General features: G+C 58.8%; 13 protein-coding genes. 7 read left to right on the forward strand and 6 right to left on the reverse strand.

Going from position 1 to position 14,710, the window contains the following annotated elements:
• Nucleotides 1-122: 122 nt before the first annotated feature.
• Nucleotides 123-1,535 carry an alanine/glycine:cation symporter family protein gene (locus FXO11_RS02290; RefSeq protein ID WP_148861385.1) on the reverse strand — a complete coding sequence of 471 codons (1,413 nt, stop codon included), beginning with the start codon at nt 1,533-1,535 and terminating at the stop codon, nt 123-125.
• A gap of 233 nt (nt 1,536-1,768) precedes the next feature.
• Between FXO11_RS02290 and FXO11_RS02295 the strand changes: the two genes are divergently transcribed.
• Both FXO11_RS02295 and FXO11_RS02300 read left to right on the forward strand, forming a co-directional pair.
• Nucleotides 1,769-2,137, forward strand: coding sequence for a gamma-glutamylcyclotransferase family protein (locus FXO11_RS02295; protein ID WP_148861386.1), 369 nt, complete (start codon nt 1,769-1,771; stop codon nt 2,135-2,137).
• A gap of 128 nt (nt 2,138-2,265) precedes the next feature.
• Complete coding sequence (locus FXO11_RS02300; protein ID WP_148861387.1) at nt 2,266-2,913, forward strand: phosphoribosyltransferase; 648 nt, start codon at nt 2,266-2,268, stop codon at nt 2,911-2,913.
• A gap of 18 nt (nt 2,914-2,931) precedes the next feature.
• On the opposite strand, the gene FXO11_RS02305 is transcribed toward FXO11_RS02300, so the two are convergent.
• The 5 genes from FXO11_RS02305 to FXO11_RS02325 are packed head-to-tail and all read right to left on the reverse strand — an operon-like array spanning nt 2,932 to nt 8,782.
• Nucleotides 2,932-3,909, reverse strand: a complete 978-nt coding sequence (locus FXO11_RS02305) for a ribonuclease Z (RefSeq protein ID WP_148861388.1) — start codon at nt 3,907-3,909, stop codon at nt 2,932-2,934.
• A 34-nt stretch (nt 3,910-3,943) separates the two neighbouring features.
• Nucleotides 3,944-5,422, reverse strand: coding sequence for a DUF3336 domain-containing protein (locus FXO11_RS02310; RefSeq protein ID WP_148861389.1), 1,479 nt, complete (start codon nt 5,420-5,422; stop codon nt 3,944-3,946).
• A 41-nt stretch (nt 5,423-5,463) separates the two neighbouring features.
• A complete protein-coding gene (locus FXO11_RS02315) occupies nt 5,464-6,099 on the reverse strand; it encodes a 2-dehydro-3-deoxy-6-phosphogalactonate aldolase (RefSeq protein ID WP_148861390.1) in 636 nt (211 codons plus the stop codon).
• Between the two features lie 15 nt (nt 6,100-6,114).
• Nucleotides 6,115-7,053 carry a 2-dehydro-3-deoxygalactonokinase gene (locus tag FXO11_RS02320; protein ID WP_148861391.1) on the reverse strand — a complete coding sequence of 313 codons (939 nt, stop codon included), beginning with the start codon at nt 7,051-7,053 and terminating at the stop codon, nt 6,115-6,117.
• A 1-nt stretch (nt 7,054) separates the two neighbouring features.
• Nucleotides 7,055-8,782, reverse strand: a complete 1,728-nt coding sequence (locus FXO11_RS02325; protein WP_148861392.1) for an IlvD/Edd family dehydratase — start codon at nt 8,780-8,782, stop codon at nt 7,055-7,057.
• 393 nt (nt 8,783-9,175) lie between these two features.
• Here FXO11_RS02325 and FXO11_RS02330 point away from each other — a divergent pair, with 393 nt between their 5' ends.
• The 5 genes from FXO11_RS02330 to FXO11_RS02350 all read left to right on the forward strand — a co-directional run bounded on the left by FXO11_RS02330 (nt 9,176) and on the right by FXO11_RS02350 (nt 14,412).
• Nucleotides 9,176-9,952, forward strand: a complete 777-nt coding sequence (locus FXO11_RS02330) for an IclR family transcriptional regulator (protein WP_148861393.1) — start codon at nt 9,176-9,178, stop codon at nt 9,950-9,952.
• Between the two features lie 70 nt (nt 9,953-10,022).
• Nucleotides 10,023-10,910: an SMP-30/gluconolactonase/LRE family protein gene (locus FXO11_RS02335; protein ID WP_148861394.1), complete on the forward strand. Its 888-nt coding sequence runs from the start codon at nt 10,023-10,025 to the stop codon at nt 10,908-10,910.
• A gap of 81 nt (nt 10,911-10,991) precedes the next feature.
• Nucleotides 10,992-12,587 carry a solute:sodium symporter family transporter gene (locus FXO11_RS02340; RefSeq protein WP_148861395.1) on the forward strand — a complete coding sequence of 532 codons (1,596 nt, stop codon included), beginning with the start codon at nt 10,992-10,994 and terminating at the stop codon, nt 12,585-12,587.
• Nucleotides 12,588-12,826: 239 nt separating this feature from the next.
• Nucleotides 12,827-13,135, forward strand: a complete 309-nt coding sequence (locus tag FXO11_RS02345) for a helix-turn-helix domain-containing protein (protein ID WP_148861396.1) — start codon at nt 12,827-12,829, stop codon at nt 13,133-13,135.
• Nucleotides 13,135-14,412 (forward strand): type II toxin-antitoxin system HipA family toxin, encoded by a 1,278-nt coding sequence (locus FXO11_RS02350; RefSeq protein ID WP_148861397.1) that lies wholly within the window; start codon nt 13,135-13,137, stop codon nt 14,410-14,412. The genes FXO11_RS02345 and FXO11_RS02350 overlap by 1 nt, the downstream gene beginning before the upstream one ends.
• Nucleotides 14,413-14,710 lie beyond the last annotated feature (298 nt).

Raw genomic sequence — 14,710 nt, forward strand, 5'->3', positions numbered from 1 at the left:
GCGTTCATTCGGATTAACAGGGTGGGCGTTGCGGGGCGGATTCCAGGGCCGCCGGGCAGCGTATTCTGCCCAGTAGATTGGCGGCCCTGAAAATAAGTTGCAAGGGGTTTAACGTTACCGTTTTAGCGCCAGATGGAGCTGTCGATTTTCTCCGCCAACTCCGGATAATCCTGGGCTTTAAAACGCGGCACTTCGCCAGCCTTGCGTTGGCCCAGGTAGTCCTTGGTCAGCTTCACCACAGTGCCGGAAAGCAGCACGATGGCGATCAGGTTGACGGTAGCCATCAATCCCATCGACGCATCCGCCGTGTTGAATACGGTAACGACCGCCTCATAGCTGCCCCAGATCACCATGCCCAGCGCCGCCAATCGCAGCAGAGTCAGGGCAATCGTGCTGCTGCCGCCAAGATAGATCAGGGCGTTCTCGGCATAGGTGTAGTTGGCGACAATGGAGGTAAAGGCGAAAAACAGGATGGCGATGGCAATAAAGTAGCTGCCAAGGACGCCGACATGCACTTCCATGGCTTGCTGGGTCAGCTCGGTGCCGGTGACGCCGGATTCCGGGTCCAGCACACCGGAAAGCAGGATCATGATGGCGGTTGCGGTGCAGATCACCAGCGTATCCACGAAGACGCCGAAGGCCTGGACCAGACCCTGTGACGATGGATGGTGCGGGGCCGGCGTAGCCGTTGCCGCGATATTGGGCGCCGAACCCATGCCCGCCTCGTTAGAGAACAGTCCTCGTTTGATGCCGTTGAGCATGGCTGCGGTCACTGAGCCAGCCACTCCGCCACCAGCCTCCTCCAGGCCGAGCGCGCTATTGATGATTGTCATGATGACGCCAGGCACCTGATCGATATTAAAGAGCACCACGCCCAGCGCAATTAACACGTACGCGCCGGCCATGAACGGCACCACAATTTCGGCAAAGCGAACGATCGAGCGCAAGCCGCCAAAAATCACGATACCGGCGAACACCGCGATAACGATGCCGACCCAAATCTTGGGAACGCCGAAAGCCCCTTCCATGGCGTCGGCGATGGAGTTTGCCTGGACCGCGTTAAAGACCAGACCGAACGACAGAATGAGGCAGACGGCGAAGATTCCACCGGCCCAGGGCGCCTTAAGTCCTTTTGCCATGTAGACGGCGGGGCCTCCCCGGTACTGGCCCTTGCCATCACGCACCTTGTAGAGCTGAGCCAGCGTGCTCTCGGCATAGCCTGTCGCCATGCCCACCAGGGCAACCATCCACATCCAGAAAATTGCGCCGGCGCCGCCCAAATACAGCGCCACCGCGACCCCCGCCAGATTGCCGGTGCCCACCCGTGAGGCGAGACTGGTGCACAGCGCCTGGAATGGTGAAATGCCATTGGCGTCGCTCTCCCTGGAGCCCCGAATGGCGCGGATCATCTCACCGAAATTGAGAAACTGGAGGAAGCCAAGACGGATGGTGAAAAACACGCCCACGGCCAGCAGTCCGTAGACGAGAACGTAACCCCAGAGAATAGAATTCAGGAAATCGACAATTGCGGTCATGCAGTATCTCCAGCGGCCCTGCCGCGATACCGGTGAATTTCAAGCAAGCCGCCAGAATACCGACCTCACCCTGGCTTTCCATTATGCCTTGGTGGACTTCCTGCCTGACGTTTGCATGGGTAAGGCGTTAATTTTTTGAAGCTTATTCACATGCTCTTTAACCAATCTAGCCAAGAATGGCATGATCGACATTCAAATTCTCCACCCTGCATCTCTCTTCATGCTTCTACGCCATGGCCTTTAAGCTCCAACCACACCAGATCGCCGTCTATGGCACGCTCAAGCGCGGTTGCGCTAATCACGCGCTTCTTCGCGGCGCACGCTACGTCGGTACCGACCGATTGCAGTCGATCGCGCTTTACGATCTCGGACACTACCCCGGTGCGAAGCTGGAAAGATCGCAAGGTATCGAGGTGGAAATCTACGCGGTGACGCCCCGGGGCTTGAACCTGTTGGATCGGTTGGAAGAACATATCCCCCGGGCGCCGGAGCGTAGCGTTTACGATCGCAAGCAGCTAGAAACCTGTCACGGACCGGCGTGGGTTTACCTGTACAGGCGACCGGTTAAAGGTCATCGGCGCATTGTGCGGGGTGGCTGGTGAAGCACTCGATGGGCGCCTGCTTTTCGGTTATTTTCTGACCAAGGCTTAATCTGGCTCGTCTTCCGGCCTTCAGATGTTAGGCTAAAAGCGTTCCTGTCGTATCCATCGATCACAGGGAGGGCAGAGCCATGAGCAAGGTGTTCAAGAATAGGATAGATGCGGGACAACAACTGGCTGATAAACTGGAAGAACTCACCCTCGAAGACAATGCCCTGATACTGGGCTTGCCTCGAGGCGGCCTGCCGGTCGCCGCGGAGGTGGCTAACCGTCTTAATCTCGAACTGGACGTATTCAACGTTCGCAAACTGGGTGTGCCCGGTCAGTCCGAAGTGGCTATGGGCGCGATGACCGAAGACGGCACCCGCTACCTCAATCACGACCTGATCCAGGCGCTACAGATTAGCGATGCCGACATCGACCAGGTAGCCGCTCGCGAGCAAGCCACGTTGGAACGACGTGCCGAGGAATACCGCAGAGGGCGGAAGCAGCCCAGCTTCGAAGGGCGACAAGTGATATTGATTGACGACGGGCTGGCCACCGGCGCCACCATGCGCGCCGTCATCGAGTCGGTACGTCTTCAGAAGCCCGTGCGGATTACGGTGGCGGTGCCGGTAGCGGCACGGGACAGCGCAGACGCAATGCGGGGGATCACCGACGATTTCGTGTGTCCCTTGGAGCCGAGAGATTTTCGTGGCGTAGGTCTCTGGTACCAGGATTTTGCCCAGGTCAGCGACGATGAAGTGACGGAAATCCTCGCCCAGGCCCGCCGGCCGTAGGGCGAATAGGGTGGCTCCTTAGTTTTCCGGAGGGGCGACCCGGCTCAGCGTTAGGTCCTTGTGCAGCCGGTACTCATCGAAATCACGGGCCAGTTCCAGATGGCCGTTGTAGAACCGGCGCGCCTCTAATTCGATCTCGTCGATCTGCGGGGCGCCACCTTGCGTCAGTTGGTAGCGTGAGCTGAAGTGGGTGAGTATCAGGTTCGGTAGCCCGGCTGACTCGGCGAAGCGAGCCACTTGTTCTGCCGAGCTGTGCTGCGGCGCTGGACCGACACGGTTGGAGACAGCTTGGGTATAGGTGGATTCGTGGATCAGGAGGTGGGCATCGGAGCAGGTCTCGTGCAATAGTTCCGGTGTATCGTTATCGCCACCCACCACAATGCGCCGGGGATCACGGGTGACCGCAGCGTAGGTGTCGCTCTTGAGTACGCGTCCGTCGTCCAGCACGACATCGCGTCCACGCTGAAGCTCGCCCCAGGCGGGGCCGGGTTCAATATCATCGGCTTCCAGCTCGTCGGTCAGAAGCTTGCGCTCCAGGTTTTGCTCCGTGAACGCATAGGCCACGCAGGGCACGCGATGGGACAGCGGTGCTGTCGTTACCTCCACATAGTCGTCCGACCATACAAAATCCGCCGCACCCACCTCGATAAAATCGACGTCGTAGCCCAACTGCGAGTCGCAAGCGGATAGCGCCGTCTCGACATAATTCCGGAGTGGCGCTGGCGCAATCAACGGCAGTGGCGACGTCCGGCCGGACATCGATGCACTGGCGAGCAAGCCAGGCAAACCGAACGCATGGTCGCCATGCACGTGGGTGATAAAGATGGCCCGCAGTTGAACCAGTGAATGCCGCGTATGCAGTAACTGATGCTGGGTTCCCTCACCGCAATCGATCAAGTACCAGCCCCTGGCTCCGCCATGTTGCAGAGCCAGTGCCGTGACGTTGCGAACCTTGGTGGGTGTACCCGCCGAGGTGCCTAGGAAGGTGAAATACATGGCGATATCAAAACCTGTTTGTTTTCATCCTATGCTACGAAGCTGCCTTTTCCGCCTGATACCGTTCCCGTCCCGCACGTTCTTTCAGTCTTTCAATACACTCCCGGAACGTTCGGCTGATCAACGTCTGGTCCTCGATCATGGCCATCATCGGCCAAGTCGCCCGTTCGCCAATCCGGATATACATTTCCAGATCGGTCTCGCTGGGGTTGGCGAGCACTTTGCGATAGAGCATCGGCTTGAATGGAAACTGGATATTGATATCCCCCAGGTAGGACTGGGTCGCCATGGCGTGAGCTTGCTCGAGCAGAGGGCGGACCATCGTCGACGACCAGGTGTTGCTTGTCAGCTCCAGCACGGTCGCAACATGGGCATGCAGGATCGACGATGCGGCCTGCTTGAGGGATGCCCGGTAGCCACGCTCGAAACGGTGGCTGATAAAAGGCAGCACGTGTGGGTTCGCTTGGCTGACGATGGTTTTGTTGACGTTGTGCAGGCGCGCCAAGCGCATGTGCGGCAGGTCGCCCTGAACACTGCCGTCGATCCATCGCTCGGTCGGCATGTAGGGCGTTTCGCCCTTGCCGTCACCGGATTGGTCCCGGGCTTTCAGGGTCACCGAGGGGAAAATACCGGGTACGGCGCATGAGGCCAGCACAGCCGAATCGATCGTGACATTCGGCGAGGCCAATTCGTTCAGCAGACGTGGCTTCTGACGCGTGCGTGTTGGGGAGACGGAGATGTTCAGGGTGCGTCCGCTGCGCTCGAACGCTTCCCGGAAACTGTAGCTGCCGATATTGGTACGGATATGTTCGTGGAGCTGGGCCTGATCCATGGCGAAACCATCGCGCCAGATCTCGTCGAGTTTCAGCCAGCGCAGGGCGTCGCGGTGCACCCGTTCGGGATGATCGAAAAATTCCGCCAATTCCGTATTGTTGCGGCTGCAGACGCTGGCGGCAATGATGGCCCCCATGCTGGAGCCGGCAATGACGTCCGGCAGCAGGTGCTGGCGCCAAAGTGCCCGGGTAACGCCTAAATGATAGATGCCGAAGGCTGCGCCACCGCTGAGCATCAGCGCCGGTTGGCCGAACACCTTCTCCGCCTGGCGGAACATCTGCAGTTTCTCGGCCGCCGAGACGCCCGGCTGCTTTTGGTCGCAGATGGTGTTCATGCTGCGCCGGACTTCGCCGAGGAATTCGGTGACTACCAGTTTCGTGCCGGTGCGGGCGCGGGCGTAAAGATCCGGGTTGGAGAGTTCGCCCAGGTGGCGGTACAGGCTTTCCTGGAGAACGCGGGTTAGGGCAGCGGTCTGGCCCTGCTCACGGTATTTACGCATCAACTGGATATGCTCACGAATCAGCGACCCGTGCAGCATGTCCGTTTCGCCTTCCTGGCGCCACTTCAGTGCGCCGTCGAGCTCGTCCAGTTTCTCCGCGATCTCCCGCCACCGCTCGAAAGAGTCGGCTTCGGTGAGTTGGTGTTTGAGCTGTTTACGTACCTTGGCTTTGGTGTTCATAGCTCACACGATAGCGTATCGATCGCGATCGAGGTAGGGCTTCACCCATTCAGCCGCTGCCACGCCGCCACGTAGGCATCGGCGTTTTGGCGCAGTGTCGCTGCGTCGTGGCCCGGTTTGTAGAGGCCCGATCCCAACCCAAAGCCTTTGGCGCCGGCATGGGCAAAGGTGGCCAGATTATCGGGCATGACACCGCCGGTCGGTGCGACGACTGTCCCCTTGGGCAGCACCGAGAGCAGGGCCTTGATACCGGATGGACCGACAAGTTCTGCCGGGAATATCTTCAGGGCTTCAGCACCGGCTTGGAGTGCGGCAAAGGCTTCGGTGGGCGTCATGACGCCGGGTAGCACATCGAGCCCCCGGTGTACGCCAGCGCGAATCACGTCCGGATCTGCATGGGGCATCACCATCAGCTGCCCACCTGCCTGCTTCAAGGTTTCGACGTCTGAGGGCCGGGTTACTGTGCCGGCACCGATCAGCGCCCGATCACCAAACCGCTCGGCCAGCGCCGCGATGCTCTCGAAGGGATCAGGGGAGTTCAGCGGTACTTCGATCAGGCGAAAGCCCGCGTCGATCAGCGCACTGCCCAGGTCGATAGCTTCGTCCGGACGCATACCGCGGAGGATGGCGATCAGCGGCATGTCTTCGAAATAGCGGTTGAATGCGGTGCTTGGCATGGCGGTATCCTGTGCTCAGTTCCGGATAAGATCGGCGTGGGTGGCTAAGTGGTGGAGACCGGCGATGGCCGCGGCGTCGCCGTCGATGCACCGGGTGTTTACACCTCTCGCGTCGAGGGCGTCAGCGTATAGCGCCGTTAATTGACGGTTGGCAATCAGCGTGACGGTGCCCTGGGGTTTCAGCGCGTCTACCATGGCGTGGACTTCCGAACCGATCAGCAGGCCGGAAAGGTACGCTGCCGACGCCTGTGGTGGCAGATCGCCCAGCAGCACTTCGGTGCGTGCACTGAATAAGTGATGTAGCAAACCGCCGGGCTGATCGGTTTGCGCCAGACCCTGGCGGAAAGCCTGCGGATCGTGCTCGCCCTGGGTGGTGTAGCGTTTCAACAGCGTGTGGCTGCGGAGCGCGGCGTAGACATCACCGGTCATGCAGGTGCTGAACGTCATTACGCGCCGTCCCTCAAGCGATACCCATTTGGAGTGGGTGCCGGGTAGGCAGAACGTTTGCGCATCAGGCTTGGTGCCTTGAAGCGCACCGAGAATCTGAATTTCTTCGCCGCGCATGACATCGTGGTTGCCGGACATTGAACGCCCCCGCAGGCCGGGGACGATATAGGCCTGACGGTGGCCTTCGAGTTCGGGGACCGGCGCTAGTGCTTGAGCCATATCGTCCAGGCTGGCCGGACATTCCAGGTAGGGCACTTCAACCAACCCCTCGGCACTGCCGATCATGCCGGCCATGAGAAGAGGTGTATCCGGCAGGGCCGATAGCCAGGGTGCCAGCAATTCGGTCAAGGTGCTTGCCAGCATGCCCTTCTCCAGCTGCAGTAAGCCCTTCGGTGCCTGAATGCGATCGAGAATCTCACCTGCGTCATCAAGCAGTGCCGCGCGGAAATTGCTGGTCCCCCAGTCAACCGTAATCAGCTTGCCGGCCTGAATACTTTCGCCGGCCATATCAATGGGACTCCCGTGTCACGATATGGCCGCTGCCGCCGACCAGAAAGTCCAGGTCAGCCCCATGCTCGGCCTGCAGGACATGGTCGATGTAGAGCCGGTAGTAGCCACGGGTGTGGGGTGTCTCCGGGGCTTCCCATTCAGTCTGGCGCTGGATCAGCTCGTCCGGCGGGATATCCAGATGAAGCTGACGGGCTTCCACATCCAGCTCGATCCAGTCGCCGTTCTGAACCAGGGCCAAGGGGCCGCCTTCATTGGCTTCCGGCGAGATATGCAGGACCACGGTGCCGAAGGCGGTGCCGCTCATGCGGGCATCGGACAGGCGCACCATGTCCGTCACGCCTTTTTCCAGCAGCTTGGGTGGCAGCGGCATATTGCCCACTTCCGGCATGCCGGGGTAACCCTTGGGGCCACAGCCTTTGAGAACGAGGATGGAGTTCTCGTCCACATCCAGGTCCGGATCATCGATGCGGGCCTTGAAGTCTTCGATGGTCTCGAAGACCACCGCCCGGCCCCGGTGCTTGAGTAACGATTCGCTGGCGGCGGACGGTTTGATGATGGCGCCATTGGGGCAGAGGTTGCCTTTGAGTACGGCGATACCCGCGGCCGGGCGCACCGGGTTGTCCATCGGGCGAATAACGTCGTCATCGAAGCATTCCACCGCGTCCAGGGCATCGCCGATCCGGCCACCAGAGATGCTGGGAGCGTCCAAATGAAGCCGATCCGCCAGGCGCTTGAGCACCACCGGCACACCGCCGTTGTAGTGGAAGTCTTCCATCAGGTATTTGCCCGACGGCATCAGGTTGATCAGCAGCGGAATCTCCCGGCCCAGGCGGTCGAAGTCTTCCAGGGTCAGATCGATACCCAGGCGGCCGGCCATGGCCAGCAGGTGGACCACCGCGTTGGTGGAGCCGCCAATCGCCGCGTTCACTTTGATGGCATTCTCGAAGGCTTCGCGGGTAAGCACTTTGGAGATGGTCAGGTCTTCGTGAACCATTTCGACCAAACGCTTGCCCGTCAGATGTGCTAACACGCGGCGGCGGGAATCCACCGCCGGGAGCGTGCCGTTCAGCGGCAGCGACAGGCCCATGGCTTCCATCAGCGAGGCCATGGTGGAAGCGGTGCCCATGGTCATGCAGGTACCGACACTGCGGGACATGCAGCTTTCGGCATTGAGGAATTCCGGCAGGCTCATGGTGCCGGCCCGCACTTGTTCGCTGAACTTCCACACGTCCGTGCCCGAGCCAATATCCCGGCCCCGGTACTTGCCGTTGAGCATGGGGCCGGAGGAAATCACCGCCGTGGGCAGATTCACGCTGGCGGCGCCCATCACCTGGCCTGGCGTAGTCTTATCGCAACCGCCCAGCAGCACCACGCCGTCCAGCGGATTGGCGCGGATCGATTCTTCCACCTCCATGCTCAGCAAATTGCGGAACAGCATGGCGGTGGGGCGCATCTGGGTCTCGCCCAGGGACATGGCGGGGAATTCCAGCGGCACCCCGCCGGCTTCCCATACGCCTTTCTTGACGAACTCGGCGATGTCGCGCAGGTGGGAATTACAGGGGGTGATTTCCGACCAGGTGTTGCAGATCCCGATCACCGGACGACCGTCAAACGCGTGGTCCGGGAACCCCTGGCTCTTCATCCAGCTGCGGTGGATAAACCCGTCGCGGTCCAGCTTGCCGTACCACTGCTGGCTGCGAAGTTTGCGGTCCTTGTCGTTGCTCAACTTAATGTCTCCAGTGTTCGGTTTGAATCTTTCGCTAGGGCGTCTCTGCTCAACGCTTTGTCTCTGGGTGCAAGGGATTATTTAGCGGTTCCTTGGGATCTGTTTGCTTTGACCGGGCGGAGGGCTGTCCCATTCACAATCAGTTTAGTCGCCGGTTTAGGTCCTGTATTTCATGGGCAGGATACAAACATTAGTTCCTTATAATGGAACTAATGTTCCGAATATTTGGATAAGTTTGAAGTTTAATGAGTTCTAGTGTCAAGCAGGGCGGCTTTGTAACAACTTTGTTACGTTTGCCGATAACCTTGACGTAGGTAAATTAAAACGTCCATATTATGGAACTTATATCCTTTATGTCGGAACGTTCTGCTGGATTTAAAAAGGAGTATCCGGATGTCGTCGATTGACAAGGCGATTCAAGTGCTGGAGGCCGTCTGTGACAGTGCAGAGCCGGTGCGATTCACCGACCTCGTGACCCGCCTCAAGCTGCCCAAGTCGACGGCTCACCGGCTATTGACCACGCTGCTGGAGCAGGGTTTGGTGCGCTACGACCGGATTGAGCAGCGTTATTCGCCGGGCTACCGGCTGTTAACGCTGGCGCAGCGGACCTGGGCAGGAATGGATATCCCACGGGCGGCGAAGGACTACATGCAACGCCTACTGCAACAGGCGGGTGAGACGGTGCATTTGGCGGTGGTCGACGGCAACGAAATTATCTACGTCGACAAGCTGGAGAGTCCGAAGACCGTACGCCTATATTCGGCGGTTGGTAAGCGCGGGCCGATGTATTGTACCGGCGTCGGCAAAGCCATCCTGGCCTACCTGAGTCAGGAGCGTCAGGACGAGGTTATCGCCCAGACGACCTTTCAGCGGCATACGGCGCACACGCTCAGCGACGCACGGGCCTTGAGGCAGGCACTGGCGGATATCCGGGTAAGGGGCTGCGCACTGGATATGGAGGAGCACGAAGAGGGCATCCGTTGCGTGGCGGCACCGATTTTCAATTTCCGCGGTGACGTCGTGGCGAGTATCAGTGTGACCTCGGTGGCCTCTCGGATGACGAATACACGATTGCAGGATCTGCAGCCGGTGGTGCTGGACATCGCCCGCAGTATTTCGCGGGAATTGGGCTTCTTGCCCAATGACGGCCTGAACCGGACGGCAGGCTGAAGCCAGTGAGCCTGCAAGCCTCCTTAGGCTCATCAAACAAAACAACAAACCACGGTTAGGAGGGCGGCGAATGAAATTCCAGCCTGTGAGCACCGATCGCTTCATGCTGGGGGAAGGCCCCCACTGGGATGAAGCAAAGCAGGAACTGCTCTGGGTCGATATTGCCGGACGGCAAGCGTATGTCTGGCAACCCGGTACCGATCGACCGCGTCGATGGGCTTTCGATGAGCCCGTCAGCGCCATCGTGCCGAGAACGAATGGCCACTATCTGGTGGCAACAGGCCGCGGCGCTTACGATCTCGATCCGGAGACCAGCGCCCTCACACCGATCGCCGAACCCGCTGACGAACATCCCCGCAATCGCACCAACGAAGCTCGCGTCGACCCGCGGGGGCGTTTCTGGTTGGCGTCGATGGAAAACAATATCGGCCCTGGCGGTGAGAGCCTTCCCGTGGAGCAGAGCACCGGCATGCTCTGGTGTATCGATACGGATCGGAGTCTGCGGCAAGTGGAAACGGAAATCGGCATCAGCAATAGCCTGGTGTGGAGCCCCGATCACAAGCAGATGTATTTCGCCGATACCCTCAAGAGCGTTATCTGGGTCTACGACTGGGACGCGGACACAGGTCATCCCTCCAACCGTCGCGTATTTGCGGATACGCAAGGCTACGGCCACCCGGACGGTTCTGCGATGGACGAGGATGGCTGTCTGTGGAACGCCCGTTGGGGCGCTGGCTGCATTATCCGTTACCGGCCGGACGGGAGCATCGACCGCATCGTGGACGTGCCCGCGCGCTGCCCGAGCAGTTGCGTGTTCGGCGGTGAAGACCGGCGCACGCTGTATGTGACGACCGCCCACTTCGGTCTGGATCCAGCGGAGCGCGGGGAAATGGATGGAGCCCTGCTTGCGGCTCGAACGGATGTGGTCGGCCAGGCTTGCTCGCCTTTCGCCGGTTGACAATAAATCAAACAGGGCGCCGTTCGCTCCCATGGCGAACGCGTCGGGCGCCAACAACTCTCGCATAAACAAGGACAAGATATGCATGCCCTCACACTGATCTCGTTTCTCTTCTTTACGGGTCTGGTCGCCCTGATCACGTGGTGGTTCACCCGCCGGGATGACCACAGTAGCACCCGTGGCTATTTCCTGGCCGGGCGTAGCCTGACCTTCCCGTTCATCGCCGGTTCGCTGCTGATGACCAACCTCTCCACCGAGCAGATGGTTGGCCTCAACGGTGCTGCCTTCACCGATGGGCTGAGCGTCATGGCCTGGGAGGTCGTGGCTGTCATCGCCTTGGTCGCTCTGGCCCTGTTTTTCCTGCCACGCTTCTTGCGTAGCGGTATCGCGACGATTCCCCAACTCTTGCGGATTCGCTTCGACGGAACGACTCAGCTGATCTGTAACCTCATCTTCCTGGTGGCTTATGCGGTCATCCTGTTGCCGATTATCCTCTATTCCGGCGCAGTAGGGCTGCAGGGCATGTTGGATCTGCCCGGACTGACCGGTATCCAATCCGATACGGCGCTGCTTTGGGGAACGGTCTGGGTTGTCGGCATCATTGGTTCGATCTACGCCTTGTTTGGCGGTCTGAGAACGGTCGCCTTTTCTGACACCCTCAATGGTGTGGGGCTGCTAATTGGCGGGTTTGTCATCGCCTACTTCGGTCTGCAGGCGGTTTCGGACGGCAACGGCGTGATGGCCGGCTGGGAGATGCTCAAGGAGACCAATCCCGACAAGCTCAACTCCATCGGCAGTAGCGAACAGCAGGTGCCGTTTGCCACGCTGTTTACCGGCGTTCTGTTGATCAACCTGTTCTACTGGACCACTAACCAGCAGATCATCCAGCGGACCTTTGCCGCCAAAACCTTGGCCGAAGGCCAGAAGGGTGTCCTGCTCACCGGTTTGTTCAAGCTTTTAGGCCCGCTGTACCTGGTTCTGCCGGGGATCATCGCGTACCACCTCTATGCCGGTGACGACATCCGTGCGGACGAGGCCTACGGGCACCTGGTCTTCAACGTACTGCCGCCGTACCTGACCGGCTTCTTCGCCGCGGTGATGGTCGGTGCCATCCTGTCGTCCTTCAACTCGGCACTGAACAGTACCACCACCCTGTTCAGTATCGATCTGTACAAAGGTTTGCTGAACAAAGACGCCACGGAAGAACAGGTGGTGAAATCAGGCAAGATCTTCGGCTGGATCATGGCTATCGCTGCGATGACCATTGCCCCGATGCTGGCCGGTCAGGACAGCCTGTTCGGTTACCTGCAGAAGATGAACGCGATGTACTTCATCCCGATCCTGGCCGTCGTGCTGGTAGGCTTGCTGACCAAGCGCGTCCCCGCTATTGCGGCGAAAATTTCCCTGATCGGCGGCTGCATTGTCATCGGACTGGTGTATTTCGTGCCGCCCTTTACCGGTTTGCTGGACGTGGTCCAGAATTTCCACTTCGTCGCCATCGTTTTCGTGGCTTTGGTCGCTCTCATGCTGCTGCTTGGCAAGATCAGTCCGCGTGAGACCGCCTGGGTGCATGAAGACGCCCGCAAAGTCGACCTGACGCCGTGGAAAGGCGCGGTGCCTGCGGGGATCGTGCTGGTGATTCTGGTGATCTCGATCTATGCGGCCTTTGCGGGGTAGGTAAGTCGCAGCTAACAACGACATCAAGCACTTGATGACGCCACCATCGGGTTTTCTGCAAACCTGATGGTGGCGTTTTTATTTGGCTGGCGAAAAATTTAACAGCAAATAATAGGTTATTCGGTGTAAAAACAAGTCAAAAGTTGTAATTTGTCGGCTAAAACAACTAAAAGTTGTATTTTTGGTATAAAACAACAAATATATTGTTGTGTTTAAGAGGTTTGAGAGACGAGTAATCAATGAAAGCCGTAGCAGAGATATCGGAGGTACTGCAGGCTCAGCGTAAAAAGCTCGGGCTGAGCCAAAAGGATATGCTGATGCGCATCGGTATGTCCCAGCAGCAGTACCAGAAAATCGAATCCGGCAGCGATATGAGGCTGTCTACGTTGCTACGCATTCTCGAAGGTATGAATCTGGAACTGGCTATCCTGACACGCGAGCAGGCCCAGGGAATCGATGCTGTTACCTCCGCGCATGATGACTACAACACCCCGGAACGGGACTCCATCTGGTCGTCGGTGCTTGATGACCTGAAGGACGATCAGTGATGGAAGGCCGGCACGATAGACAGGAGTTGGTGGAGGCGCTTGCCATTGAACTGCATGGTGACCGTGTCGGCATTCTGGTCCATTACGCCGGCGGCAAGAATATACTCACCTTCGATCCGGCATACGCTGAAAGCGATCCCGCCTACCGACCCACGGTTACCTTAAGTCAGCAACTCAGTGAGCATTATCTTCACAAGCCCCAACTGGCTGCCCAGCGGCTGCCGCCACTTCTGTCCAATCTCCTGCCCGAAGGGGCTTTGCGGGAATGGATGGCCGAGTCACTGAAGACGCATCCGGACAACGAGTTTCCGTTGCTCGCTATTGCCGGTCAAAACCTTCCGGGCGCATTGGTTGCTCGGCCTTTGGCAAAGGGCCAGATTCCAGCTTGGGCTCTATCTTCCAGAGAGCGGGTCGAACCTGTTCAAATCGACGTCCGAACCCGAGGGCAGCGCTTTTCGTTGGCTGGCGTGCAGATGAAATTCTCCGCCAGGCGTCATGATCAACGCTTCAATATTGCGTCTGAAGCCAGTGGCGACGACTGGATCATCAAAACCCCGTCCACTATCCATAGGCATGTACCCGTCAACGAATATAGTGCCATGCGACTCGCCGAGGCTGTGGGTGTGGACATTCCGGACATTGAACTAATTCCTCTGGATAGATTGGAGAATCTGCCGGATATCCAGATGGGTGAAGACTACGCCTACGCGATCAAGCGGTTCGACCGCAGTGCACAAGGCAGGGTCCACAGTGAAGACTTTGCACAGGTTTTCGGCCTTTATGCCCACGAAAAATACGGCACAACCAACTATGAGCAGATTGGGCGGGCTCTACACCGGTTCAGTGCTGACGGGCTGACGCAGCTACAGCAAATGGCGCGTCGCATGCTGGTCAATATTCTCCTGGCCAACGGCGACGCTCATCTTAAAAACTGGTCTCTGATCTACCCTGACCGTCAAAGTGCTCGATTATCCCCGGCCTATGACATCGTAACGACACTTCCTTATGTGCCCGGTGAATCAGGCGCAGCGTTGAACATGGCAGGGACCAAACGTTGGGAGGCGATGAGCCTGAATCATTTCAAAACCTGGTCCGAACGAGTTGGGGTGTCCTGGCCGGCGATTCGTGTGCATCTGGTCGATGTGCTGAAGCGGGCGAAGGCCGACTGGTCGGCTATCCTGGATGCTTCGCCCATGGTGGACCCCCATAAAGCAGTTTTACGCCAGCACTGGCACACGCTGCACAAGGATTTCCGCTTGGGGCACGGCCATGCTTAGTTTTCTTTTTTGGGGATGGCGAGCGCTTCTGCTTTGGCTACTCGCGACTATGGCCATGTCTGCCTACGCGAACTGCCCACCGGAGCCACCGACCGCTTACGAGAGAATCTACTGCGCTGTAAATGCGAAAGGAGAGGGCGCTTCACTGCCTTCCTACGAGGACTTCCGTCGTAACGACCCAAAAGTCCAGGCGTTACTTTTGAAACGCCCGGCGCAACGCCTTGGTATTGAAGTGCCCGTGCCAACAGCCAGCGCTACGCAACCTCCCACCACCACCAACCAAAATCCTGGACCCCAA

This window comes from Marinobacter fonticola (assembly GCF_008122265.1).
Lineage (GTDB): Bacteria > Pseudomonadota > Gammaproteobacteria > Pseudomonadales > Oleiphilaceae > Marinobacter_A > Marinobacter_A fonticola.